Here is a 25,076-nt window from a genome sequence, read left to right on the forward strand (position 1 = left end):
GATGGCTGACCACGACGATGACGATCTCTTCGAGGTCGCGGGGCGGTCGTACCGTTCGCGGCTGATCATGGGCACCGGCGGCGCACCCAGCCTCGACGGGCTGGAACAGGCGCTGCTGGCCAGCGGCACCGAGCTGACCACGGTCGCGATGCGACGGCACACCCCTTCGGCGGGGCCGAGCCTGTTCGACATCCTGCGGCGCAACGACATCGAGGTGCTGCCCAACACGGCCGGCTGCTTCACCGCGCGTGAGGCCGTTCTCACCGCTCAGCTTGCGCGCGAGGCGCTCGAGACGAACCTGGTGAAGCTCGAGGTCATCGCCGACGACCAGACGCTGCTGCCCGACGGGCTCGAACTCGCCGACGCGACCGAGCAGCTGGTCAACGACGGGTTCGACGTCATGGTCTACACCAACGACGACCCGATTCTGGCACGCCATCTCGAGCAGGCCGGTGCCGCGGCGATCATGCCGCTCGGGGCGCCGATCGGCACCGGGCTGGGCATTCTGAACCCGCACAACATCGCGGCGATCACCGCGAACGCCGGAGTGCCCGTGGTGCTCGACGCCGGCGTGGGCACGGCCAGCGATGCGGCTCTCGCCATGGAGCTCGGGTGCGACGCGGTGCTGCTCGCCACGGCGGTGACGCGCGCGGAGCATCCGGCGGTCATGGCGCGCGCATTCCGGCACGCGGTCGTGGCCGGGCGGCTCGCCGCTCTCGGCGGGCGCATTCCGAAGAGGGCGGACGCACTGGCGTCGTCTCCTGTCGAAGGCCGGCCCGACCTGTGAGTGGCGTCGATCACATCGCATCGTTCGTCGAGAGGCTCCAGTCTCTCGACGAGCTGCCCGTGCTCACCGACGACGAGCGACGCAGGTACTCCCGCCAGCTCATTCTGCCCGGGGCAGGCGAGGCAGCGCAGCGTCGGCTGAAGGCCGCTCGTGTGCTGGTCATCGGCGCAGGCGGTCTCGGATCGCCGGTGCTGGAGTATCTGGCAGCGGCCGGCGTGGGCACGATCGGCGTCGTCGACGACGACCGGGTCGACGAGTCGAATCTGCAGCGGCAGGTCATTCACGGCGTCGACCGCATCGGCGAGCTCAAAGTGACCTCGGCGGCGCAGACGGTGGCGCGCATCAATCCGCTGGTGAACCTCGAGGCTCATGCCGTGCGGCTCGATCGAGACAATGCGCTGCGCCTCTTCGCCGAGTACGACCTCGTCGTCGACGGTGCCGACAACTTCGCCACCCGCTACCTTGTGGCAGACGCGGCAGAGATCGCCGGACGACCGGTGGTCTGGGGATCGATTCTGCGCTATGAGGGACAGGTCAGCGTCTTCGGCATCGACGCGTGCTACCGCGACCTCTTTCCTGAGCCGCCAGAGCCCGGCGAGGTGCCCTCCTGCGCCGAAGGGGGAGTCTTCGGCGTGCTGCCGGGCATGATCGGAACGGTGATGGCCGGTGAGGCGATCAAGCTCATCACCGGCATCGGCGAGCCTCTGGTCAACCGTGTGCAGGTGCTCGACGCGGCAGCGGGCCGATGGCGCGAGCTGCGACTGACGCCTGACCCCGACCGGGTCAGGGTGCACGATCTCGAGGCCGACTACGTCGAGCTCTGCGGCACGCCGGGCATGGCACAGGGGTCCAGTGTGACGGCTCGTGATCTGCAGTCGCTGCTGCAGCGACGAGCCGCCGGCGAGATCGACTTCGATCTCATCGATGTGCGAGAACCGGACGAGTTCGACCTCGTGCACATTCCGGGCGCGCGGCTGCTGCCGTTGGCCCGGCTGCAGCACGAGATCCGTGCCCGGGCCTTCGACGTGTCGCCTGGACGCGAGGTCATTCTGGTCTGTAAGACGGGTGCGCGCTCGACGCAGGCGCTCGAAATGCTGCGTGACTCCGGACGCACCAACGTGCGGCAGGTGGTGGGCGGCACGATGGGCTGGGTGCAGACGGTCGATCCCTCGCTGCCGCGCTACTGAATCATCGCTGGGCTCCTGAACCATCGCTGCGCCATTGAACCATCTCTGCGCGACTGGCTCGGCGTCGAGCCTCAGCGCAGGTCGACGAAGTGATCGACCGGGCCGTGACCCTGCCCGACGTGCAGAGCGTCGGCGCTGCGCAGCGCCCGGGTGAGCCAGGCCTTGACCGTGATCAGCGCGGTGGGCCAGTCGTCGCCTGCGGCGAGGCGAGTCGCCATGGCCGAAGAGAGCGTGCATCCGGTTCCGTGCGTGCAGTCGGTGTCGACGCGCGGAGCGTCGGCTTCGAAGAGCCCGTCGGGCACGGGCGACCCCTCAGGGTCAGACCGGGCGTCGACAAGCGCGTCGTGCACGCGATCGCCGACCAAATGCCCGCCTTTGACGAGCACCACGGTATCGCAGCGTGCGCTGACGAGTCGGGCCTGAGCCACGGCATCCGCCCACGTCTGTGCCTCAGACGCGTCGGCGAGCACCGCGAGCTCCGGAACGTTGGGGGTGATCAGATCGGCACTGCGGCAGAGATCTCGCACGGCCGCCTCGGCGTCTTCGGCAAGCAGGCGGTCGCCGCTGGTGGCCACCATTACCGGGTCGAGCACCACGATCGGCGGCCGCACCTCGTCAAGCCAGGACTTCACCGTCGTGACGGTGTCGGCGTCGGCGAGCATGCCGATCTTCACGCCGTCGATCTCCACGTCGTCAGACACAGCCTCCAGCTGCTCGCGCAGAAAAGAGACCGGCGGCAGGTGCACCGAGCGCACACCCCGGGTGTTCTGCGCCACGAGCGCGGTGACGACCGCCATGGCGTAGCCGCCCATCGCCGAGATCGATTTCAGATCGGCCTGCACCCCGGCGCCGCCGGTGGGGTCGGTGCCTGCGATGCTGAGGATGCGCGGCACGCGGATGCTCTCCGGGCGTGATGCGGCATGGTTGACGGTCATTTGGACGATCCCTTCGCTCGTGCTGACGAGAGCAGGTTCGACGGGTCTCTTCTCAGCCCCCGTTCGGGGCACCCCGTGTCACACGCCCAGAGTATACGCCTGCGACCCCGGAGGGTCAGTCTCAGCGAGCGTCGGCGCCGACCCGCGTCTGCACCTCGTGCAGCACCTCGAGCAGGGCCTCGACCGGCTGCGCACCGGAGGCGCCGAAGCGATCGTTGAACAGGAAGAACGGCACTGATGAGATGCCGAGCTCGGCGGCGCGTCGTTCGTCGGCCTGCACCTCGCCCGTATGCGAATGCGTGGTCAGCTCGCGACTGATCGATGCGGCATCGAGGCCCTGCTCACTGGCGATCTCCTCGAGCGTCTCGAGACGACCGATGTGGCGGCCCTCGCTGAAGTGGGCGTGAAACAGTGCCAGTGCGACTTCGCGTTCCCGATGGTCGAGACGGGCCGCGTGCAGCAGCTCGTGGGCGAGACCGGTGTTCGACTGCTGCAGCACGTCGAAGTGGAAGTCGAGCCCGGCGTCGGCGGCGGCCATGGTCACTCGGTCGAGCTCGGTTTGGGCCTGAGACACCGTGATGCCCTTGATGTCGGCCAGATGCTGCGCCGCACTGCGGGCGTCTGCGTCATCTGCATCGGGGTTGAGCTCGTAGCTGCGCAGGCCGAGCAGCACACGGTTCTCAGGCCGCTCTTCGCTGAAGCGCTGCACCGCTGCGAGCAGATTGCTCAGCCCGATGTAGCTCCACGGGCAGGCGAGGTCGATCCAGGTCTCGACGCGGAGCGCAGGCGCTCCGTCTGACGACGACTGCTGAGCGGGCGCGGGGGAGTCTGGCATGTTCGGTCTCTCATCCATCTGAAAAGGGTGACTCCATGCTAGCGAGAGGTGCGTGCGCGCTCACGACGACCGGCCGAGCGGTGCGACTCCAGACGAGCCGGCGGGCGTCAGACCCGACCGCGACCGGAGAGCTCCGGAGGCAGGAACTTCGGCGTGAAGTGCCACAGCAGCCAGGCTCCGACGACGCCCAGACCGGCCATGACCGCGGCAGAGGCCGCGATTCCTGCGGCGGCGGCGAGGCCGGAGAGAATCAGCGGCGAACTTGCACTGCCGGCGTCTGCGACCAGACGCCAGGCTCCCAGAAACGCCGCCGGGTGGTGCTCCGGCGCCAGATCCGCGCCCATGGTCATGATGATGCCGGATCCGAGGCCGTTGGCCAGAGACATCAGGCTCGCCGTGACGAGCAGCCCCCACGGCCCGTGCACCGGCAGCAGCGCGAGGTGTGTCACCGCCAGACCGAGCAGCGTCGGCAGCACGACCCAGAGCCGCCCGAAGCGATCCATGAGCTGGCCCGACACGTAGAAGAGCGCGAGGTCGAGGGCACCCGCGATGCCCATGATCAGCGCGATGGTCTCGGTGTCTGCGCCGATGTGCGTGCCCCAGAGCGGCAGAATGACCTGGCGGCTGGATCGCAGCAGCTGCACTGCGGCGATTCCCAGCCCCATGGTCGCGAGCACGCGTCGCGAGCTGACGAGGGTCTGCCACAGCGATGGGGCGGATGCCGTGGTGTCGGAGGCGTGGGCATCGTGCGACTGATCTGCGGCCGGCACGTCAGACGTGGGTGCCTCGGCGGGAAGGCCAGCTCGCAGCAGTGTCTCAGGGTCGGGCATCAGAACCAGCAGCACGGCGACCACGACGCTGAGCGCGATGCTGGCCACGAAAGCCGACGTGCTGCCGAACCATGCGATCAGGGGTGCGACGAGCATGGGGCCGAGAAACAGGCCGCCTCTGACGGTGCCGCCGAGCACTGACATGGCACGGGCTCGATGTGAGACCGGCACGAGCTCGGTGAGCAGGGCGTGTCTGGCGAGGTTGAACGCGGCAGCGGCCATGCCGACCAGCAGCGTGCCGACCAGCAGCACGGTCACAGACGATCCCACTGCGGCAACCGCGGCGCCGGCTGCGCCGAGGGCAGCCGCCACGATCATCGTGCGCTGCTCGCCGAGACGAGCGACCATCCAGCTGCTGGGCAGATCGCCGATCACCTGACCGATCATCAGCATGCCGGCGATGAGCCCCGCGAGGGCGGTGTCGGCTCCGAGCTCGACCGCTCTGGCCGGCAGCACAGGCACCAGGCAGGCCTCAGCGGTCGCGAAGAGCAGAGCTGGAAGAAAGATCGGCACGGCATACCGACGCAGCTGATTCATCCGGCCAGTGTAGACCCGAGGAGGCTGTCGGCTCTCGGTGCACTGAATCTTGCGTTGCTCGGGGGTCGGGGTCGGGGTCGGGGTCGGGATCGGTGTCGGCCGGTCAGGGTAGAGTCAGCGCGACCGAAAAAGACGAGCGAGGGCAGAAGGCACCATGGTGACGCAGCGCGGCACACGCGACGAACTGCTGCAGGTCGACGACCTGGTCTGTGTGCTTCGTCGTCGCCCCGTGCGGCGCGTGAGCCTCAGAGTGGGGCGCGTGGGCGGTGCACCCCAGAGTGCTCTGGGCACGCTCAGCTCTGTGGTGCTGACGGCTCCGGCAGGCATGCGCGAGTTCGAGCTGCGGCGTTTCGTACGCACCAATCGGAGCTGGATCGATCGCTGTCTGGCCGAAGAGCGGCGGCGAGACATCGCGGTTCCGCAGCTCGACTGGTCTGAAGAGCAGATCGCATGGGCGAAGGCCCGACTGGCGGAGCTCGTGCCTGCGCTGATCGCATCGTGGACCCGGCGTCTCGATCTGCCGCGGCCGACGTGGACGCCGCGTCTCATGCGCACGCGCTGGGGAAGCTGCACGCCCGCAACCCGACGCATTCGCTTCAGCCTCGAACTGGCTCGCTACGATGACGCCTATGTCGAGTACGTCGTGGTGCACGAACTCGTGCATCTGCGAGTGCACAACCACGGTGCCGAGTTCCAGGCCATGATGAGTGCCGCGCTGCCGGCGTGGCGTCGTCTGCGGGCCGCGCTCGGGCATCCGCGCGCCGACATGCTCGCACCCGGTGGCCGCGAGTGCAGGGCGCAGGAACCCGCCTGATCGCGCGTTCGCAGGCACGGCGCGACAGATGAGACCTACTCTGAGTCGTCTGTCGGATGCACCGGGTGGTCGAGTTTGGCATGACGACCGTCTGCCGAGGAGCGCCCGGTCAGCCGCCGCATCGCCCACGGCCAGAGATACTCTCTGGCCCATTGGACGTCGGCGGAGGTGACGTGCCAGCGACCGACAGGCGGCCCGGCCACATGCTCGGGGCTGAGATCGTGTTCGACACCGAGCGTCTCGAGCACGCGAATGGCCATCAGATGGTGGCCGAGGGGCGAAAGATGCAGACGATCCGGCGCCCAGCGACTGGGGTCATGGAGTGCGCGCAGCCCCCATTGGTCCACGACCAGCGCACCCCGGCGTGCGGCGCTGGCGCGCATGTTCTCGTTGTAGATGGCGACTTTGCCGCGAATCAGAGCGAAGGCGGGCATGGTGCGCAGATCGGGGCCGGTGAAGATCAGCACGGTCGCGCCGGTGGCGGTCAGCCGTGCCAGAGAGCGATCGAAGATGGCGGCCACACGGTCGGGGTCGCTGCCAGGGCGCAGAATGTCGTTGCCTCCGGCGCAGAACGTGATGAGATCCGGGCGCATCGCGATGGCCCGGTCGACCTGCTCGCGAACGATCGGCTGAATGAGCTTGCCGCGCACGGCGAGGTTGGCGTATTCGAACGTGGAAGACTGCCTGGCCAGAACTTCGGCTGCTCGGTCGGCCCAGCCTCGTACGCCGCCCGGAGCCTGCGGGTCTTCGTCTCCGACGCCTTCGGTGAAACTGTCGCCGATGGCGACGAAACGCTGAAAACGCACGGTGGCGGGCGATGAGAGCTCACTCATGCAGACTCCTTTCGTTGTTGGCCTCAGGTGCCGGTGCCGGTGACCGCCACTCGTCGGTGCGGCGGCGCATGGCATCCTCTCGAATGCGAGCACGCAGCACTCGCCGGCGGTGTCGCTGCCAGCGTTTGACCGACCAATCGATGATCACGCCCAGTGAGAGCGCGATGGCGATGGCGAGGACGGCGGCGAGAAACGGCGACTGCTTCGCCCATGCCCCGGCGAGCAGACCGATCAGCACCGAGTACACCGACCAGCTGGCTCCGGCGAGCAGACTGAGCGGGGCGAACCGGCGCCAGGGAAAGTCCGTGGCTCCGGCGGTCATGTTGACGACGACGCGCCCGACGGGAATGTAGCGGGCGGCGAGTATGAGAACGGCCGGACGGCGGTGCAGCGTGTGGCGCGCGGTCTGGATGAGCCGCTGCATGCGTGGTCGGGCCGCCCAGGCGCGCTGATCCAGATGCAGTCGCGAACCGAGCCAGAAGGCGATGTTGTCGCCGGTTGCTGCGGCAACCGCTGAGACGAGCAGCAGCATCCAGAGTTGAGGCTCGCCCTGCGCTACGGCCAGCGCCGCCAAGGCGACCACCAGAGACTCACTAGGCACGGGTGGAAAGAACGCGTCGATCGCGATGAAGAGAAACAGGAAGACGAGAACCCAGGGGCTGGACGACATCGTGAGCAGAGTCGCGTCGAACGCGTCGAACATCTCGGTCATGCACTGCCTCTCGTACCCCGACAGTCTACGGTGACTCCCGTCGCGGCTCGGACAGCGTCGCCGAACCTCATGGCCAGCTCACAACGAATCGACAGCTTCGTCGCGTGACCCTCGTCGATTCGGGGGATCGGCTCGCCCGCTATGCTGACTCAATATGTTCGAGAGTCTCGACGCAATGCCGATCTGGGTGCCGATCGGCCTGGTCGTCGCTTCGCTGATCGCGGGGCTGGTCGATTCGATCGTGGGCGGCGGCGGGCTCATCCAGCTGCCGGCGCTGCTGCTCGTGCCAGGATTTCAACCGGTGCAGGCGCTGGCGACGAACAAGGTCGCTTCGGCGTGCGGCACGATCACCAGCTCGATCACCTTTGCGAGGCGGGTGCGGCCAGACTGGCGGATGCTGGCCCCCGTCGTCGTCGCGGCGTTCGCGGCTTCGTTCGGCGGGGCGGTGCTCGCCGCACGGCTGCCGGCCGGCATCTTCACGCCGATCATCGTCGTGGTGCTCGTCGGCGTGCTGATCTTCACCCTGATGAGACCGGATCTCGGCAGCCGTCCACGTGACGACGTCGGCAGCGTGTCGTTCGCGGTGCTGCGCGGGCTGGCCCTCGGCCTGGTGCTCGGCTTCTACGACGGCCTGCTGGGGCCGGGCACCGGCGTGTTCCTGGTGCTGGGCATCACGCTGGTGCTGCAGGCAGATCTGCTTCGTGCCGCGGGTGGGGCGAAGATCGTGAACGTGGCCACCAATCTGGGCGCCCTGGCATATTTCATCCCGTTGCAGGCGGTGCACTGGCCGCTCGCGATTCTGCTCGGCGCGGCGAATCTCGTCGGCAGCTATCTCGGCGCACGGCTCACCATGCGTCTGGGGGCACGATTCGTGCGGTGGATGCTGGTGATCGTGGTGAGCGCGCTGATCGTTCGCCTCGTGCTGCAGCTGTTCGGCGTGTGACCGAACAGCCGCAGGCGCGAGGCCATGGTGCGGTTGCGCTGGCGGATCAGTCGAAGAAGGTCTCGATGTCGGCACCGAGCGAGACGAGTCTCTCCTGCAGCTGCTCGTAGCCGCGGGCGATGATGTCGACGTCGCGCAGCACGCTCTCGCCCTTGGCCGCGAGCATCGCGATCAGAATCACGACCGCGGGGCGCAGCGCAGGCGGGCAGCTGATCTCGGCGCCAGACCAATGGGTCGGGCCGGTCACGTCGAGGCGATGCGGGTCGCGCAGCCGAACATCCGCGCCCAGGCGGGTGAGGTCGGTCAGATGGATGGCACGACCCTCGTACACCCAGTCGTGAATGAGGGTGTGCCCGTTGGCGCAGGCGGCGATCACCGTGAAGAACGGCAGGTTGTCGATGTTCAGACCGGGGAACGGCATGGAATGGATCTTGTCGATCGGTGCGCGCAGCGTCGAGGGAAAGACCGTGACGTCGACCAGCCTCGTGCGGCCGTTGTGCGCGGCGTACTCCGCTGAGAGCGAGTACTGCAGTCCCATCTCGTGCAGGGTCGCGAGTTCGATCTCCATGAACTCGATCGGCACGCGACGCACGGTGATCTGCGAGTCGGTGACGATGCCCGCCGTCAGCAGGCTCATGGCCTCGATCGGATCTTCGCTGGGCCAGTAGTCGACATCTGCGTCGATGTGGCTGCGGCCGGTGATGCGCAGGGTGGTGGTGCCGATGCCCTCGATCTCGATGCCCAACAGCTCGAGGTAGAAGCAGAGATCCTGCACCATGTAGTTGGGGCTGGCGTTGCGGATGGTGGTGACTCCGTCGTGCACCGCGGCTGCCATGATCGCGTTCTCGGTGACGGTGTCGCCGCGTTCGGTGAGCACGATCGAGACGTCCTGCGGGGTGTCCTGAGACACGGTGGCGTGGTACCAGCCGGCTTCGGCCTTGATGCCGAGGCCGAATGCCTGCAGAGCGATCAGGTGCGGCTGCACCGATCGCTCGCCAAGATCGCAGCCGCCGGCGTACGGCAGGTCGAAGCGGGAGTGACTGCCGAGCAGCGGCCCGAGGAACATGATGATGCTGCGGGTGCGCCGACCGGCGGCTTCGTCGATGTGAGTCAGATCGAGGTCTGCGGGAACCCGGATCTCGACGTCGTTGCCGTCATCGGTCCAGGTGACGCTGACGCCCAGGCTGCGCAGCACGTCGATGATGCGATCGACCTCGACGATGCGGGCGACGCGATGCAGGCGCGTCGTGCCACGGTTCATCAGCGATGCGCAGAGCAGCGCGACGGCGCCGTTCTTGCTGGTCTTTACATCGATCTCGCCGTGCAGCTTCTTTCCGCCGTGCACGCGCAGATGCGTGTGTCGGGGGCGGTCTTCGAGGTTGATCAGTTCTCGTCCGAGTGCGTCGCTGATGCGGCCGAGCAGTTCGACGCCGATGTTCTGGCTGCCGTGCTCGATGCGGTTGATCGCCGACTGACTGGTGCCGACCTGTTCGGCGAGCTCTGCCTGCGTGAGATTGCGGCCCTGCCGGGCGCTGCGAATCAGCAGCCCGACCTGCTTCACGAAGGGCGAGGGGGCGTTGGGGGTGGTCTTGATCGCCTGAGTCATATGCGCGAGTGTATCTCGTATCTGAGATATTCGGAATGTGACACGCAGGGTCGGAGCAGGCGGTCACGGTTTCGGCTCGGTAGTCTGAACCCGGTGCGGATGTGCCGCAGCCTCTGCCACGAAGGAGCATTCAGATGAACGCCGACTCTCGCAACTCGAAACCACGCATGAGCGCATCGTCTGGACCACGAGAGCGCGGGTGGGCGGGGTGGAAGCTGACCGCCTGGGCGGCGGGCATCATGCTGGTGCCTCTGATCGTGCTGCTCTTCGTGCCGAATCACGAGATCTGGACGCTCGCATGGTTCGCCTATGTCTCGCCGATCATCGCGGTCGTGTTCGGAGCCATCTGGGGCCGGGGGCGTGAGCACCCGAGCGAGCTGTGGCAGCTGCCGGCGGCCGTCGCGGTCATTTCGGCCGTCGTGGTGTTGATCTTCATGCGGCCGTTCGACGTCATGTCGGCCACGATCATCGTCGGCGAGTGCTTCGTCGTCGGCATGATCGGAACCCTGGTAGGGCTCGGTCTGCGCAAGCTTTCGGGCAAGTAGCGCTTCACACAGACGCGCCTGGCGCAGGGCGCTGGTGGCGGCAGGCGGGGGATGCGTCGTGCGCAGCACAGAGTCTGACACCGCTGGCCGATCGCGTCTGGACCTGGCAGTCGCTGACGAACCACGGGCATCCAGCCAGATGACGCAGCCGAAAGGGCATGCGAAAAGGCCCGGTCTGCTTCGCGAGAGTGCGAGGCAGACCGGGCCGAGTGCTGATCAGCAGTCGAGCTGATCAACGGTGGATCAGGCGGGGATCATCCAGCCGAGCACCGGTGTCGACTGCAGGAACACGATGATGCAGACGACCAGCAGCAGACCGAGCGACCAGGGGAGCGCCTTGCGCAGAATGGTCGACTCCTGACCCTTGAGATCGACAGACGTTGCGGCGATCGTCAGGTTCTGCGGGCTGATCATCTTGCCCACGACGCCGCCTGACGTGTTGGCAGCCGTGAGCAGGTGCTCATTGATGCCGATCTGGTGAGCAGCCGTCTGCTGCAGCTTCGCGAAGAGAGCGTTCGCCGAGGTGTCTGACCCGGTGACCGCCGTGCCGAGCCAGCCGAGGATCGGCGACAGGAAGGCGAAGAACACGCCGGTTGCGGCGAGCCACTGACCGATCCAGATGGTCTGCCCGGAGAGATTCATGACGTACGCGATCGACAGCACGGTGGCAACCGTGGCCAGCGAGATGCGCGACTTCACGATGGTGTGCCAGAACTCTGCGAGAGCCTGCCCGACTGTCATGCTGAACTTGCCGCCTGCGGTGAAGATGCTGAACACGATGGCGACGATGATTCCGGCGATCAGCAGCGTCGTACCGGGCGACGACAGCCATGTCAGTGTGTACGTGGCCGACGAAGAGATCTTGCCGTCGGCGGTCATCAGACTCTGGCTGAGGCCGGGCCAGGGAATCTTCAGGTCGGTGCCTGCCAGCAGCTTCGGAATGTTGGCGCCCATCGTCCAGAGCTTGGTGAAGCCGAAGAGTGCGATGACGATGATGTACGGCAGCAGAGCCATCCAGACACGCACGCCGGTGAGCGGCTCTTCTTTGACCTTCGACATCTGATCTTCGGGGGTCGTGGGCTTCCAGAACTTGAGCAGGATGGTGGCGATCAGGAAGCCGCCCAGTGCAGCGACGACGTCCGTGAGCTCGTAGACGAAGTGGTGAGCGCACCACCACTGCAGCACAGAGAAGGTGAGGCCGGTCACCAGTGCGGGGAACCAGAGCTGTCGCACACCGCGGAAGCCGTCGAGGATGAGCAGCAGCAGAATCGGCACAACCCATGCGATCAATGGGGTCTGCACGCCGACGACCTGTGCGATCGCCTCGGCCTGGGCCCGCTTGTCGCCGTCACCGGCGGTCAGGTTGCCGGCGGTGGTGATCGGCACGGCCATGGCGCCGAAGGCGACCGGGGCGGTGTTCGCGACCAGCACCGCGAGCGCGGCGCGCAGCGGCGGCAGACCGAGCGCCACCAGCATCACACCGGTGATCGCGACGGGCGCGCCGAATCCGGCGAGCGCCTCGAGCAGGCCGCCGAAGCAGAAGGCGATCAGCACAGCCTGGATGCGCATGTCGCCGCGACCGACGCTCGAGAAGATGCGTCGCAGGTCGTCGCTGCGCCCGCTGAGCACGGTGACCTCGTAGAACCAGATCGCCGTGATGACGATCCACATGATCGGGAACAGGCCGAAGACCGCTCCCTGGGTCGCTGCGGCGAAGGTGAGCCCGACCGACATCTTCATACCGAAGATGGCGACGAGCATCGCCGTCAGCAGCGCTCCGAGACCGGAGCGCAGAGCACTGATCTTGAACCCTCCCAACAGCACGAAGAACACCACGAGTGGGATGAGTGAGACGAGAGCAGTAAGCGGAAGGCTGCCGCCGATGAGGCTTGACTCCAGATTGGGAGTGAAGCCATCGCTAAGCAGGACCGCGGTGTCTGAGGGCGACATGGTCGTGATTCTCTCCTTCGAGAAGTCGGACGTTAGAGACGCAGATGCGTCGTTCGGGCAGATTATCTGGCGTGGTCAGACCACGTCAAGTCGTGAAATACGGTTAGTGTCTCAGGAGCGGGTCAGGCCGCTGCTGTGTGGGCCTCGGTCAGCTGGTAGTAGCCCGTGATGTGGTCGGTCACCAGGCGCGTCGCCGCCTCGTGGTCGCCGCGACGAAACGCCTCGAGGATGCCGGTGTGCTCGGCGTGCAGAGTGCGTGCGGTGGTCGGCCAGTCTGGCAGCTGTCTTGCGCGGTCGAGTGTGTGGTCGGCGATTGCCGTGCGCATGCCGTCCATGAGCGTGGAGATGAGCGGATTGGCCGCAGCGTCTGCGAGCGCGGCGTGAAAGCTGGCGTCCAGCGCCAGATACTGCTCGACGGGAAGGTCGGGGTCGGCCATACGATCGAGCAGACGCTGGGCCACCTCCCAGTCGGTGTAACCGGGGTCGGCGTGGCCTGCGACCCAAGACTCGAGCAGCAGACGGGTGTGTACGACGTCTTCGAATCGCACACTGCGTGAGCTGAGCTGCATTCCGAGCGCGAGTGCGAGAGCCTGCTGCGGCTCGGCGATCACGATGGTGCCGGAGTTCGGGCCTGAGCCCGTCGCAGAGGTGAGCGTGCCGAGTGCCTCGAGAATGCGCAGGCCCTCTCGAACCGTGCTGCGTGAGACCCCGAGCTGCTCGGCGAGCTGGCGTTCTCCGGGCAGACGATCGCCGACCGCGAGCGTACCCGCAGCAAGCTGGTCTCTGACCCAGGACATCACCGTCTCATGTGCTCTCATAGCGAGATGAGGATACCCTACATTGCCGCGTTTCCGCGAAAGTGGTGGCATGGACTCCAGCGGCGCCCGCTCGTCGAAAGTGTGGTCAGACCACAGTGTCGACGCCGGTTCCCGGGCACAGCCGCCAGCTGATTCTGTCAGTCGCAGCGAACGGAGGCACTCCATGCGAGTGGGAATTTTCGGAACGTGTCTGGTCGACACGCTCTATCCAGATGTGATCAGGGCGACGGCTCGTCTGATCACCAGACTCGGCCACGAGGCGGTGTTCCCCGAGGGACAGACCTGCTGCGGCCAGATGCACATCAACACGGGCTACCAGAAAGACTCTCTGCCGCTGGTGCAGAACTACGTCGACGTCTTCGGCGACTCGTCGATCGACGCCGTGGTGCTGCCGAGCGGCTCGTGCACAGGGTCGGTGCGACACCAGCATCCGATGATCGCCGGAAAGTTCGGCGACGAGGCGCTGAGCCGAGAGGTCTCGTCGGTCAATGACAAGACGTACGACCTCGCCGAGTTCATCGTCGACGTGCTCGGTCTCACCGACGTCGGAGCCTACTTTCCGCACACTGTGACCTACCATCCCACCTGCCACTCGCTGCGCATGATCCAGGTGGGCTCGCGCCCGTACCGACTGCTGCAGAACGTCGAGGGCCTTGAGCTGCGCGAGCTGCCCTTCGCAAAGGAGTGCTGCGGCTTCGGCGGCACCTTCGCCGTCAAGAACGCCGCGACCTCGACCGCGATGGTCGAAGACAAGGTCAAGCACATCGAAGAGACCGGCGCAGAGTACTGCGCCGCCGGGGACGCCTCGTGCCTGACGAACATCGGCGGAGCCATGTCGCGCCTGCAGCTGGGGACGAAGACGATCCACCTCGCGCAGATCCTGGCCTCGACGCATGCCGACGCCGATCGCTCGATCACGTTGCTCGGCGAGGAGGTGGCCGCATGACCACGTTCCTCGGCATGCCGGCGGTTCCGCCGGTCGCCCCGGCAGGGGTCGGCAACCTGCGCGGCACAGAGAAGTTCCAGCAGGCAGCGGTGCACGAGCTCGCCAATGAGCAGCTGCGCCGCAACCTGAACTTCGCCACGCACAAGATCCGCGACAAGCGTCAGCACGTCGTCGACGAGATGCCCGACTGGCAGCGTCTGCGTGAGGCCGGTTCGCGCATCAAGCGCGAGGTGCTCGCCAACCTGCCCGATCTGCTCGAGCAGCTGGAAGAGAAGGTGACCGAACACGGCGGCCAGGTGCACTGGGCTCGTGACGCCGCAGAGGCGAACGAGATCGTGCGCGGCATCGTCGCCGATCACGGCGCGAAGGAGGTGCTCAAGATCAAGTCGATGGCCACGCAGGAGATCGGCCTGAACGAGTACCTCGAAGAGCACGGCATTCATGCTCAAGAGACCGACCTGGCCGAACTCATCGTCCAGCTCGGGCACGACAAGCCCTCCCACATTCTGGTGCCGGCCATCCATCGCAACCGCAGCGAGGTGCGCGACATCTTTCTCAAAGAGATGCCGGGCGTCGACCCCGAGCTCGACGACAACCCCGCCCATCTGGCTGAGGCGAGCCGTCGCTTTCTGCGAGAGAAGTTCCTGACCTCGAAGATCGCGATCTCGGGTGCGAACTTCGGCATCGCCGAGACCGGCACGCTCTCGATCTTCGAGTCGGAGGGCAACGGGCGTATGAACCTGACCCTGCCCGACACACTGGTCACCGTCATGGGCATCGAGAAGCTGCTGCCTCGCTTCAACGACCTCGAGGTCTTCACCCAGCTGCTGCCGCGCTCGTCCACCGGCGAGCGCATGAATCCCTACACCTCACTGTGGACCGGCGTTACCCCTGGTGACGGCCCGCAGGAGTTCCACCTCGTGCTGCTCGACAACGGCCGCACCCACGCTCTCGCCGACGGCATGGGACGCGAGGCGCTCAAGTGCATTCGCTGCTCGGCATGCCTGAACGTCTGCCCGGTCTACGAACACGCCGGCGGACACGCCTACGGATCGACCTACCCGGGCCCGATCGGAGCCATTCTCTCGCCGCTGCTGACGGGCATGGAGGACTCACACGACCCCAACAGCTCGCTGCCTTACGCGTCGAGCCTGTGCGGGGCCTGCTACGAGGTCTGCCCGGTCAAGATCGACATCCCGTCGATCCTCGTCGAACTGCGCGACCAGAAGGTCAACACCGTCGGCTCCGGGCTCGAGAAGCCGATGCTCAAGACCGTGGCGTCGGCCATGAGCTCCGGCAAACGCTGGCATGCGGCGCAGAAGGCGGCCAGCATCGGCGGCCGCATCGTGGCTGGCCCTGACAAGAAGATCACCAAGCTGCCCGGGCTCTTGGGCGGCTGGACGGACGCCCGCGACTTTCCGGCGCCGGCGAAGCACTCGGCTCGCGAGTGGTTCAAGACCGCGGATGCCAAACGTGAGCTGGCGGCCGAGCAGGCGCGTTCCAGCGCCGTGCAGGCCGATCTGACGCAGCGCCCGGGCAACCAGGACGCCCAGCGAGACGCCGATTGGGAGCGCAGGCCCATGCCCGCAGGCTTCGGGGGCCCCGCGGCGCCGTTTGAGCAGTCCGAAGAACGAAGCAGCACGCAGGGGAGCACAAAGTGAACACCGCACGCGAAGACATCCTGGATCGCATTAAAGACGCGCTGCGGATCGCGCCGCCGGTGGTCGAGCCCGTGGTGCGCGACTATGACGCCGAGATCGAGCTGCCCGACGCTGAACGCATCGATCTGCTGATCGATCGGCTCGAAGACTACAAGGCCGAGGTGCGGCGCGCCACGCCGAGCACCATCGGGGCAGAGGTCGCCTCGGCCCTCGCCTCCGTGCAGGCGAGCCGCGTCGGCATCCCGCCGGCACTGGATCGCAGCTGGCTGGGAGACTACGCGGGCGAGGTGCAGGTCGACGACGCGTCGATCCCTGCCGCATCGCTCGACAGCCTCGATGCCATCGTCACCGGAGCGGCCGTGGCCTGCTCGATCAGCGGCACGATCTTTCTCGACGGCAGCGGCACCCAGGGCCGCCGCGCCCTGACGCTGGTGCCCGATGTGCACGTGTGTGTGGTGCAGGATGCAGAGATCGTCGTCGACATGCCGGCGGCGATTCGGCGGCTGGTGCCGGAACGGCCGATCACGATGATCGCCGGGCCCTCTGCGACCTCGGACATCGAGCTGCAGCGCGTCGAAGGCGTGCACGGCCCGCGCACCCTGATCGTGGTGATCGTCTCGGCCGAGTGACTCGCCCAGACTGAGCAAACCCAGACCCCGGTCGGCCGTGTGCCGACCGGGGTCTGCTACGCTTTCGACGAAGACACGGGGTGCTCCGAGATCTGGAGCTGAGATGAGACCCGCTGAACCTGATCTCGTTCACACGAGCGGAGGGATGTCACACGATGGAATCGACGCGCGTCGAATCCGACACCGCAGTCGTCGTCAGCGACGTGGCCTACACGCCTGAGGGCGCAGCGGCGCCGGTGCTCGAAGAACTGCGCCTGAGCATCCAGACCGGCGAGCACGTCGCCGTGATCGGTCGTTCCGGCTGCGGCAAGACCACCGCCCTCTCGGTGATCGCCGGGCTGCTCACACCAGACGCAGGCACGGTCCGGGTGCTCGATCACTCCGATCCGGCCGAACGAGTGCGCAGCTGTGCGCTCATGCCTCAGGGCGACTCCCTGCTGCCGTGGCTCTCCCTGGTCGACAACGTCGCGATGCCGCTGCGCAATCGCGGCGTCTCCAGGTCAGCCGCACGCGAGCAGGTGCGTCCACTGGTCGAGCAGTGGGGGCTCGGCTCGGTCGCGCACCGCCGCCCGCATGAGCTGAGCGGCGGCATGCGACAGCGTGCTGCTCTGCTGCGCGCCCTCGCCGCCGACAAACCCGTCCTGCTCGCCGATGAGCCCCTGGGAGCCCTCGACGCGATCACCCGTGCCGACGGTCAGACCTGGCTGCGCGAGCGGCTGCGCGATCGACAGACCACGCTCGTGCTGGTCACCCACGACGTCGACGAAGCCCTGCTGCTGGCTGATCGGGTGCTCGTGCTGGCCGGACGGCCTGCGCGCGTGACCGCTGAGAGTCGCGGCTGGTTCGGCGATCCTCGCTCGCGCACCGAGCTGCTCGCAGACGTCGATCTGGCCGCTGCGCGCACCGGTCTGCTGACCGCGCTGTCCGCAGAGGGGGCGATGCGGCGATGAACACGCGCAACGCACAGAGCCGCCTGCACCGGGTGCTGCCGCCGGCCACTGCGGTCGTGATCGTGCTGGCCGTGTGGTGGGGGGCCACCACGTGGCTCGGAGTGCCGAAATACCTCGTTCCGGCCCCGCAGGACGTCATCGTGGCACTCGGCCGCTACTGGGGCACGCTGTGGTCGGCCACTCTCGTGACCGGCAGTGAGACTGTGCTCGGCCTGCTGGTCGGCGTTCTCGCCGCCGGCGTCATCTCGGTCACGGTCTTCGCGGTGAAGCCGCTGCGCAGCGCTCTCGAACCCCTGCTGATCGGCACGCAGACAGTGCCGGTCATGGTCTTCGCCCCGATTCTCACGATCGCGCTCGGCTACGGCATCGCGTCGAAGGTGGTGATCGTCGCGCTGCTCTGCTTCTTTCCGGTGACTGTCAGCCTGCTGTCGGGCCTGCAGAGCGTCGACCCGCGACTGATCGACACGATGCGCACGCTGTGGGCAAGCCCGAGCGCGCTTTTCTGGCGCGTGCGGATGCCATTCGCACTGCCGCAGGGCTTCGCCGGGCTGCGCATCTCGGTGACCTTCGCTCCCGTGGCCGCAGTCTTCGGCGAGTACGCCGGATCGAGCAATGGTCTGGGCTATCACCTGATCCAGGCGATTCCCAGACTGCGCACCGACTTCGTCTTCGCCGAGGTCGTGCTGCTCACCGCCATGACGGCCGCCCTGTATCTGCTGACGCTGCTCGCCGAACGCCTGGTGTGCGGCTGGCAGCGTGACAGCCTGCGCTGAGCCCCGACCTCGGGCGACGTCGGCGATCACGCCGATCGATCGGCGCACCGACCCGGGCCGTCACACCCAGAATCCCGGTACCGATGCCACCTCCCAGAACCGATACCACTTCCACGAACCGATACCACAGAGAAGACGAAGGAGAGACAATGATCACCTCGCAGACCGCGTCCCAGAGGCGGGCGCATGCAGGCATCCGCCGATCGATGGGCATGGGGCTCGTCGCCGGAGCCGCCGCGTTCAGCCTGGCGCTGAGCGGATGCTCGAGCCAGCAGCAGGATTCGGCCGCCTCAGACGGCCTCGACCCGGTGAGCGTGCTGCTCGACTGGACGCCGAACCCCGACCACGTGTCGCTCTATACGGCGCAGCACACCGGAGCGTACGAGCAGGCCGGGGTCAAGGTGGACTTCACCACGCCGAGCGGCACCGCAGACGCCGCGAAGATGGTCAGCCTCGGTCAGACCGATCTGGCGATCTCGTACGAGCCCGACACCCTGATCGCCGAGGGGGAGGGGCTCGACGTCATCTCGGTGGGCGCGCTCGTTCCGACCAGCCTCAACTCGGTGATGACCTGGGAGGGCTCGGGAATCAACGGGCCGCAGGACCTCGCCGGCAAGAAGGTCGGCACGTCAGGGCTCGCCTCGCAGGAGACGACGATGAACTACATCGCCAAGAAGCACGGCGTCGACCCTTCGACGATCACCTACGTGAACCTGTCACAGGGGCTCAACCAGCCGCTCATCGATCATCAGGTCGATGCGACCATCGGCGCATACCCGAACATCGAGGGCGTCGAGCTCGCCGAGCACGGCAGCTTTCCGTCGTGGTCGAACACCGAGCTCGGGCTGCCCGACTACGACGAGCTCGTCGTGATCGCCCAACGTTCGCGTCTGCAGAGCGACTCGGCCTACGCCGAGCGCGTGCGCAAGTTCCTGGCCGGCACGGCGAAGGGCCAGGAGGCGGCAGAGGCGAGCACCGACACCGCGGTCGAGGCTCTGACCGGACCGACCGACGGCGCCTACGACCCCGATGTGCTGCGCCGGATGGTCGAGCGCACGGTGCCGCTGCTGAAGAACGACGGAGGCTTCGGTCACCAGCCGGAAGACGACTGGGCCGCGTACGCCGCCTGGATGCACGAGAACGGTCTGCTCGAGAACGAGTACGACGGCCGTCAGGGACTGACCAACGAGTACCTGCCCGGCAGGTGATCGAGGCTCGGCAGTGAGAACGGGCTGCGGAGACACCGAACGGTGAGTTCTGGCGTCTCCGCAGCCCTTCGTCTGTGCGGCGGCCTCAGCCGCGGGCTGCGTCGATGATCAGATGACGCCCTGTGCGATCATGGCATCGGCCACGAGCTGGAAGCCGTGGATGTTCGCGCCGCGCACGTAGTCGCCCGGGTGACCGTACTCTTCGGCGGTGCGACGCACCGAGCGGTGCAGCCGGGTCATGATCTGCTCGAGACGCTCCTCGGTGTATTCGAACGTCCACGAGTCGCGCGAGGCGTTCTGCTGCATCTCGAGTGCCGAGGTGGCGACGCCGCCGGCGTTGGCCGCCTTGCCCGGGCCGAAGAGCACACCGGTCTTCTGGAACGTGCGCACCGCGTCTGGAGTGCAGGGCATGTTCGCGCCCTCGGCGACAGCCCGGACGCCGTTGCGCACCAGGGTCTCGGCATTCTCGGCGTTCAGCTCGTTCTGAGTGGCGCAGGGCAGAGCCACGTCGATGCCGTCGACATCGGCGATGTCCCACACCGAACCGCTGTCTCGGTACTCGGCGCGGCCGCCGCGGCGCTCGACATAGTCGCGCACGCGACCGCGCTCGACCTCTTTGATCTCGCGCAGCAGCTCGAAGTCGATGCCGTCGGGGTCGTGGACTGCTCCCTGGGAGTCGGAGGCGCCGATGACCGTGCCGCCGAGCTGCTGAACCTTCTGGATGGCGTAGAGCGCGACGTTGCCTGATCCTGAGACGATGACTTTTGCGCCGTCGAAGCCCTGCTGGCGAGTCTCGAGCATCTCACGGGCGAAGATGACGGCACCGTAACCGGTCGCCTCGGTGCGGGCACGCGAGCCGCCCCAGCCGATGCCCTTGCCGGTGATGACACCAGACTCGAACTTGTTGCGCAGACGCTTGTACTGCCCGAAGAGGTAGCCGATCTCACGGGCGCCGACACCGATGTCGCCGGCTGGCACGTCGACGTACTCGCCGATGTGGCGCTGCAGCTCGGTCATGAACGACTGGCAGAAGCGCATGACCTCACGGTCGCTCTTGCCCTTCGGATCGAAGTCGGAACCGCCTTTGCCGCCGCCGATCGGCAGACCGGTGAGCGCGTTCTTGAAGATCTGCTCGAAGCCGAGGAACTTCACCGTGCCGAGCAGCACGCTGGGATGAAAGCGTAGACCGCCCTTGTACGGGCCGAGGGCGCTGTTGAACTGCACACGGAATCCGCGATTGATGTGCACGTGATTGCGATCGTCCGTCCAGGGAACACGGAAGATGATCTGGCGCTCGGGCTCGCAGACGCGTTCGAGGATCGCCGATTCGGCGTATTCCGGGTGACGTTCGAGCACCGGCTCCAGCGACTCGAACACCTCGTGTACCGCCTGGTGGAACTCTCGTTCGCCAGGATTCCGAGTGAGCACGGTCTGGTACACCGAATCGATGAACTCAGCTGCTTTGGACATTCATGAACCTCTCTGCACGGCTGCTCGGGGGCCCGTTCGAAGTGCCCACCGGGGCACACACGGCGGCGTGCGCACCTCGCTCAGTCTACAAAAGACGATGCGGGCCAGACCATGGCGACGCCATCATCCGACCCGCATCCTGATGCGAACCTACTCTGTCGATCAGTAGATCGCGTCGATCTTCGCCTTGTCGCGAACCGCTCCCTTGTCAGCTGACGTCGCCAATGCGCCGTAGACCTTGAGCGCGGTCGAGATCTCACGCTTGCGATCTTTCGGGTGGTATCCGTTGCCCTCTTCGAGGGCGGCGCGGCGCTCGGCGAGCACCTCGTCAGAGACGTTCAGTTCGATCCTGCGATTCGGGATGTCGATGGTGATCGTGTCTCCGCTCTCGACGAGCGAGATCAGGCCGCCGGATGCCGCCTCGGGGGAGACATGGCCGATCGAAAGCCCCGAGGTGCCGCCGGAGAAGCGGCCGTCGGTGATCAGCGCGCACTTCTTGCCCAGGCCACGACCCTTCAGGAACGACGTCGGGTACAGCATCTCCTGCATGCCCGGGCCGCCCTTGGGCCCCTCATAGCGAACGACGACGACGTCGCCGGCCTTGACCTGCTTGTTCAGGATGACGTTCACTGCGTCTTCCTGCGACTCGACGACGACGGCCGGTCCGCTGAACGTCAGGATCGATTCGTCGACGCCGGCGGTCTTCACAACGCAGCCGTCCTCGGCAAGATTGCCGTAGAGCACGGCCAGGCCGCCGTCTTTCGAATAGGCGTGGGCGACGTCGTGGATGCAGCCGTCCTCGGCGTCGAGATCGAGCGTCTCCCAGCGTTCTGACTGCGAGAACGCCTTGGCGCTGCGTTTGCAGCCCGGAGCCGCGTGGAACAGCTCGAAGGCCTCGTCGGTCGCCTTGCCGCCGCGCAGATCCCAGTCGTCCAGGTACGAGCTGAGCGTCGGGTGGTGCACTGAGTGCACGTTCTCGTTCAGCAGGCCGCCACGGTGCAGCTCGCCGAGAATGGCGGGAATGCCGCCTGCGCGGTGCACGTCTTCGACGAGGTAGCTCCCGTTCGGCGCCACTTTGCACAGGCAGGGCACATGGTGCGAGAGGTCGTTGATGTCGTGCATCGTGTAGTCGACGCCTGCCTCCTGAGCCGCTGCGAGCAGGTGCAGAATCGTGTTGGTCGAGCCGCCCATGGCGATGTCCATGGCCATGGCGTTCTGGAACGCCTCACGTGTGGCGATCGAACGGGGCAGCACACTGTCGTCTTCGTCGTCGTAGAACCGGTGGCACAGCTCGACCACGAGCGAGCCTGCGTTCTCGAAGAGCGCGCGCCTGGCCGTGTGCGTGGCGAGAGTGGTTCCGTTTCCGGGCAGCGACAGACCGAGCGCCTCGGTCAGGCAGTTCATCGAGTTGGCCGTGAACATGCCCGAGCACGATCCGCAGGTCGGGCAGGCGCTGGCCTCGAGTCGGAGCAGGTTCTCGTCTGACAGGTTGGGGTCGGCCGTGCCTGACATCACCGAGATGAGCTCGACGCGCTTCTTCACGGTGCCGTCGACGAGAACTGCCGTGCCGCCCTCCATCGGGCCGCCTGAGACGAAGACGGTCGGGATGTTCAGCCGAAGCGCGGCCAGCAGCATGCCGGGAGTGATCTTGTCGCAGTTCGAGATGCAGACCAGCGCGTCGGCCTGGTGGGCGTTGACCATGTACTCGACGGAGTCGGCGATCAGGTCGCGGCTGGGCAGCGAGTAGAGCATGCCCGAGTGGCCCATGGCGATGCCGTCGTCGACCGCGATGGTGTTGAACTCGCGGGGAATACCGCCGGCGGCGCTGATCGCCTCTGAGACGACTCGCCCGACGGGAGCGAGGTGGGTGTGTCCGGGAACGAACTCGGTGAAGCTGTTCGCGACTGCGATGATCGGCTTGCCGAAATCTGATCCGTCGACGCCGGCGGCGCGCAGAAGGGAGCGAGCGCCGGCCATGTTTCTGCCGTGGGTGACGGTGCGTGAGCGTAGATTGGCCATCTGCCCACAATACCCGCCCTCTCGGCTCACGTCATGTGAGGTCGCCCTGTCTTTGTCCCCGGCCGGTTTTGGAGCTTTCCTGCTGCCCGACTCGACGACCAGGCAGTGCGGAGGGTTGGCTAGAGTTGAAGCATGAGAACAGTGGGCTCCCGCATCATCGCAGGCGTCGTCATCGTGGGCGTGGGGCTGGTGCTGCTCGCCAACGTGGTGATCCCGGACTTTCAGATGGGCAGCGTCTTTCGTCTGATCATCGGCATCGCCGTGATCGCCTTGGGCGTCTCGACGCTGCTGTCGTCCTGGTCGAATCTCTGGTGGGCGTTGGCGCTCGTCGTCGTCGGCACCGCACTGATCCTCGACAACTTCGGTCTGCTGCCGTTCAGCCCATGGGCACTGATCGCACCGGCCGCTGTGATCGCGCTGGGCCTCAGTGTGCTGACGAGACGTCGCCCGAAGGCGGCGGCGAGCACGTCTTCGACAGACCATTCGGCTCCGAGCTCGCCAGCCGAGGCGTCTGCCGCAGAGGGGCACCGATTCGGCGCACGTGAGGGCGACGCCGCCCTTGACCAGAACGTGACGGCGGTGCTGGGCAGCTCCGAGGTGCGCAGCACGGCACACGGCTTTCGCAGCGCGTCGATGACTGCCGTGCTCGGCTCGTCGACGCTTGATCTGACCCGTGCCGTGCTGGCACCGGAGGTTCGCATCGAGGTGCTCGCGTTGATGGGCGGCGTCGAGATTCGCATTCCGGACGGCGCCCGGGTGCGGGTCGAGGCGACGGCTCTGCTCGGAGGCGTCGAAGACCGGTCGGTCTTCACCGCGTCGGCTGCCGATCCGTCCGTCGCGTCTATGGCTCCGGTCGTGGTCATCGGCGGGCAGATCATGCTGGGCGGCCTCGAGGTTCGCAACTGATGCGCAGCACGCACGAGCCGGGCGCGCCTGGCCCGACTTCAGCAGGCGCGTCGACGGCCGGGCTGACGCTGCTGCGCCGTTGTGCGACGGTGCTCGGCATGCTCGTCGCCGTTCTGGTCTCGCTGCTGCTCGTGGTGGTGCTGAGCTTCGTCACCACGCCGATTCCCGGCGCGCTGCTGATCCGGTCGTCGTTCAACGCGGGAGGCGTGCAGGGCAACGAGGCACTCGGTGCCTACGCACCGGCCGACGTGCGACGTGACGCTGATCTCGCCTACACCTCGAGCGGGCGCGCAGACGAACGACTAGACGTGTACCGACGTGCGGACGCGACAGAACCGGCCAGCACCGTCATCTGGGTGCACGGCGGCGGCTGGGTCGGCGGCGACAAGTCGCAGGGCGAGAACTACTCGCGCATTCTTGCGGCGAGCGGAGCGACCGTGGTGCAGATCAACTACACGCTCTCACCAGAGGCCCGATTCCCGACTGCGGTGCAGCAGCTCGACGCAGCCACCAGCTACCTGCTCGATCACGCCGACGATCTCGGCATCGCGGCTGACCGTCTCTTCTATGCGGGAGACTCTGCCGGATCGCAGGTCGTGGCGACCTATCTCGCCGCCCTCGGAAGCCCCGACGAGGCCTCGCTGCTCGGCCTGCAGCCGCAGGTTCAGCCGAAACAGGTTCGTGGGGCGGTGCTCTTCTGCGGTGCCTATGATGTTGGCGCCGTGCAGGCGACCGGTCCGTTCGCCTCGTTTCTGAACACAGTGATGTGGGCCTACAGCGGCGTGCGCGACTGGCAGAGTGGCGAGATGCTTCGCCAGGGCTCTCCCATAGACGCAGTGACGGCAGACTTTCCTCCGACGTTCGTCAGCGCAGGCAACGGCGACCCCTTGGAGTCGCAGTCGCGGGCGTTCGCCGCTCATCTGCAGCAGCTCGGAGTGCCGGTGGTCACGCAGTTCTACGACACCGATCACGAACCGCCGCTGCCGCACGAGTACCAGGTGCTGTTCTCGCAGTACCCCGAGGCGATCGCTGCGACGCGCGCAGCCGTGGCCTTCGTCGGCGCACACGGGGGAGGGGACGTCGACGTCGACCGTGTGCCGGTGCTCGCTGCTGCGCGATGACGTCGGGTGCAAGTAACATGAGTTCGTCACTCCATAGTCGCCAATGACGTCGACTGGGACC

At 66.8% G+C, this 25,076-nt stretch carries 23 protein-coding genes and 2 riboswitches; of the genes, 13 read left to right on the forward strand and 10 right to left on the reverse strand.

What is annotated here, in order from left to right:
- The first annotated feature begins 1 nt into the window (after position 1).
- Both F8O07_RS06035 and moeB read left to right on the forward strand, forming a co-directional pair.
- Entirely contained in the window at positions 2-787 is a 786-nt protein-coding gene (locus F8O07_RS06035; RefSeq protein ID WP_158031187.1) for a thiazole synthase, read from the forward strand.
- Entirely contained in the window at positions 784-1,974 is a 1,191-nt protein-coding gene (moeB, locus tag F8O07_RS06040; protein ID WP_158031188.1) for a molybdopterin-synthase adenylyltransferase MoeB, read from the forward strand. The genes F8O07_RS06035 and moeB overlap by 4 nt, the downstream gene beginning before the upstream one ends.
- Before the next feature lie 71 nt (positions 1,975-2,045).
- On the opposite strand, the gene thiD is transcribed toward moeB, so the two are convergent.
- From thiD to F8O07_RS06055, 3 genes are all read right to left on the reverse strand, one after another.
- Positions 2,046-2,909 (reverse strand): bifunctional hydroxymethylpyrimidine kinase/phosphomethylpyrimidine kinase, encoded by an 864-nt coding sequence (thiD, locus tag F8O07_RS06045; RefSeq protein ID WP_225733200.1) that lies wholly within the window; start codon positions 2,907-2,909, stop codon positions 2,046-2,048.
- Positions 2,900-2,995: riboswitch (TPP riboswitch) on the reverse strand. (Overlaps the previous gene by 10 nt.)
- Positions 2,996-3,030: 35 nt before the next feature.
- Positions 3,031-3,744, reverse strand: coding sequence for a DsbA family protein (locus F8O07_RS06050; RefSeq protein WP_192496662.1), 714 nt, complete (start codon positions 3,742-3,744; stop codon positions 3,031-3,033).
- A gap of 107 nt (positions 3,745-3,851) precedes the next feature.
- Positions 3,852-5,111 (reverse strand): MFS transporter, encoded by a 1,260-nt coding sequence (locus F8O07_RS06055; RefSeq protein ID WP_158031190.1) that lies wholly within the window; start codon positions 5,109-5,111, stop codon positions 3,852-3,854.
- Between the two features lie 154 nt (positions 5,112-5,265).
- On the opposite strand from F8O07_RS06055, the gene F8O07_RS06060 reads away from it, so the two are divergent.
- Positions 5,266-5,925 (forward strand): M48 family metallopeptidase, encoded by a 660-nt coding sequence (locus F8O07_RS06060; protein WP_158031191.1) that lies wholly within the window; start codon positions 5,266-5,268, stop codon positions 5,923-5,925.
- A gap of 35 nt (positions 5,926-5,960) precedes the next feature.
- Here the strand turns inward: F8O07_RS06060 and F8O07_RS06065 are convergent, their stop codons facing one another.
- Positions 5,961-6,758 (reverse strand): SGNH/GDSL hydrolase family protein, encoded by a 798-nt coding sequence (locus tag F8O07_RS06065; protein ID WP_158031192.1) that lies wholly within the window; start codon positions 6,756-6,758, stop codon positions 5,961-5,963.
- Positions 6,751-7,470 (reverse strand): DedA family protein, encoded by a 720-nt coding sequence (locus tag F8O07_RS06070; RefSeq protein ID WP_225732815.1) that lies wholly within the window; start codon positions 7,468-7,470, stop codon positions 6,751-6,753. Before F8O07_RS06070 ends, F8O07_RS06065 begins: the two co-directional genes overlap by 8 nt.
- A 154-nt stretch (positions 7,471-7,624) precedes the next feature.
- On the opposite strand from F8O07_RS06070, the gene F8O07_RS06075 reads away from it, so the two are divergent.
- Entirely contained in the window at positions 7,625-8,413 is a 789-nt protein-coding gene (locus tag F8O07_RS06075; protein WP_158031193.1) for a sulfite exporter TauE/SafE family protein, read from the forward strand.
- 46 nt (positions 8,414-8,459) lie between these two features.
- On the opposite strand, the gene F8O07_RS06080 is transcribed toward F8O07_RS06075, so the two are convergent.
- Positions 8,460-10,019, reverse strand: coding sequence for a helix-turn-helix domain-containing protein (locus F8O07_RS06080; protein ID WP_158031194.1), 1,560 nt, complete (start codon positions 10,017-10,019; stop codon positions 8,460-8,462).
- A 134-nt stretch (positions 10,020-10,153) separates the two neighbouring features.
- Between F8O07_RS06080 and F8O07_RS06085 the strand changes: the two genes are divergently transcribed.
- Positions 10,154-10,564, forward strand: coding sequence for a hypothetical protein (locus tag F8O07_RS06085; RefSeq protein WP_158031195.1), 411 nt, complete (start codon positions 10,154-10,156; stop codon positions 10,562-10,564).
- Between the two features lie 243 nt (positions 10,565-10,807).
- On the opposite strand, the gene F8O07_RS06090 is transcribed toward F8O07_RS06085, so the two are convergent.
- A complete protein-coding gene (locus F8O07_RS06090) occupies positions 10,808-12,514 on the reverse strand; it encodes an L-lactate permease (RefSeq protein ID WP_158031196.1) in 1,707 nt (568 codons plus the stop codon).
- 122 nt (positions 12,515-12,636) lie between these two features.
- A complete protein-coding gene (locus F8O07_RS06095) occupies positions 12,637-13,311 on the reverse strand; it encodes a FadR/GntR family transcriptional regulator (RefSeq protein WP_225733608.1) in 675 nt (224 codons plus the stop codon).
- A gap of 184 nt (positions 13,312-13,495) precedes the next feature.
- Between F8O07_RS06095 and F8O07_RS06100 the strand changes: the two genes are divergently transcribed.
- The 6 genes from F8O07_RS06100 (at position 13,496) to F8O07_RS06125 (ending at position 19,499) form a co-directional block, all read left to right on the forward strand.
- Positions 13,496-14,278 (forward strand): (Fe-S)-binding protein, encoded by a 783-nt coding sequence (locus F8O07_RS06100; RefSeq protein WP_158031198.1) that lies wholly within the window; start codon positions 13,496-13,498, stop codon positions 14,276-14,278.
- A complete protein-coding gene (locus F8O07_RS06105; RefSeq protein WP_158031199.1) occupies positions 14,275-15,939 on the forward strand; it encodes a LutB/LldF family L-lactate oxidation iron-sulfur protein in 1,665 nt (554 codons plus the stop codon). The genes F8O07_RS06100 and F8O07_RS06105 overlap by 4 nt, the downstream gene beginning before the upstream one ends.
- On the forward strand, positions 15,936-16,568 hold the full coding sequence (locus F8O07_RS06110) for a LutC/YkgG family protein (protein WP_158031200.1): 633 nt from the start codon (positions 15,936-15,938) through the stop codon (positions 16,566-16,568). The genes F8O07_RS06105 and F8O07_RS06110 overlap by 4 nt, the downstream gene beginning before the upstream one ends.
- Positions 16,569-16,634: 66 nt before the next feature.
- A riboswitch (TPP riboswitch) is annotated at positions 16,635-16,731 on the forward strand.
- Complete coding sequence (locus F8O07_RS06115; protein ID WP_158031201.1) at positions 16,724-17,518, forward strand: ABC transporter ATP-binding protein; 795 nt, start codon at positions 16,724-16,726, stop codon at positions 17,516-17,518. (Overlaps the previous riboswitch by 8 nt.)
- The gene (locus F8O07_RS06120) at positions 17,515-18,291 is read left to right on the forward strand and encodes an ABC transporter permease (protein ID WP_158031202.1); all 777 of its coding nucleotides are present in this window, start codon (positions 17,515-17,517) and stop codon (positions 18,289-18,291) included. The genes F8O07_RS06115 and F8O07_RS06120 overlap by 4 nt, the downstream gene beginning before the upstream one ends.
- A gap of 149 nt (positions 18,292-18,440) precedes the next feature.
- Positions 18,441-19,499: an ABC transporter substrate-binding protein gene (locus F8O07_RS06125; RefSeq protein WP_158031203.1), complete on the forward strand. Its 1,059-nt coding sequence runs from the start codon at positions 18,441-18,443 to the stop codon at positions 19,497-19,499.
- A 108-nt stretch (positions 19,500-19,607) separates the two neighbouring features.
- Here F8O07_RS06125 and gdhA read toward each other — a convergent pair whose 3' ends face one another.
- Together gdhA and ilvD are read right to left on the reverse strand one after the other, a co-directional pair.
- The gene (gene gdhA, locus F8O07_RS06130; protein ID WP_158031204.1) at positions 19,608-20,969 is read right to left on the reverse strand and encodes an NADP-specific glutamate dehydrogenase; all 1,362 of its coding nucleotides are present in this window, start codon (positions 20,967-20,969) and stop codon (positions 19,608-19,610) included.
- A gap of 162 nt (positions 20,970-21,131) precedes the next feature.
- Positions 21,132-22,988 carry a dihydroxy-acid dehydratase gene (gene ilvD / locus F8O07_RS06135; protein WP_158031205.1) on the reverse strand — a complete coding sequence of 619 codons (1,857 nt, stop codon included), beginning with the start codon at positions 22,986-22,988 and terminating at the stop codon, positions 21,132-21,134.
- Between the two features lie 132 nt (positions 22,989-23,120).
- Here ilvD and F8O07_RS06140 point away from each other — a divergent pair, with 132 nt between their 5' ends.
- Both F8O07_RS06140 and F8O07_RS06145 read left to right on the forward strand, forming a co-directional pair.
- Positions 23,121-23,894 carry a LiaF transmembrane domain-containing protein gene (locus F8O07_RS06140; RefSeq protein WP_158031206.1) on the forward strand — a complete coding sequence of 258 codons (774 nt, stop codon included), beginning with the start codon at positions 23,121-23,123 and terminating at the stop codon, positions 23,892-23,894.
- Entirely contained in the window at positions 23,894-25,015 is a 1,122-nt protein-coding gene (locus F8O07_RS06145; protein ID WP_158031207.1) for an alpha/beta hydrolase, read from the forward strand. The genes F8O07_RS06140 and F8O07_RS06145 overlap by 1 nt, the downstream gene beginning before the upstream one ends.
- Positions 25,016-25,076 lie beyond the last annotated feature (61 nt).

The organism is Pseudoclavibacter sp. CFCC 13796 (assembly GCF_008831185.1).
Taxonomy (GTDB): Bacteria; Actinomycetota; Actinomycetes; order Actinomycetales; family Microbacteriaceae; genus Pseudoclavibacter_A.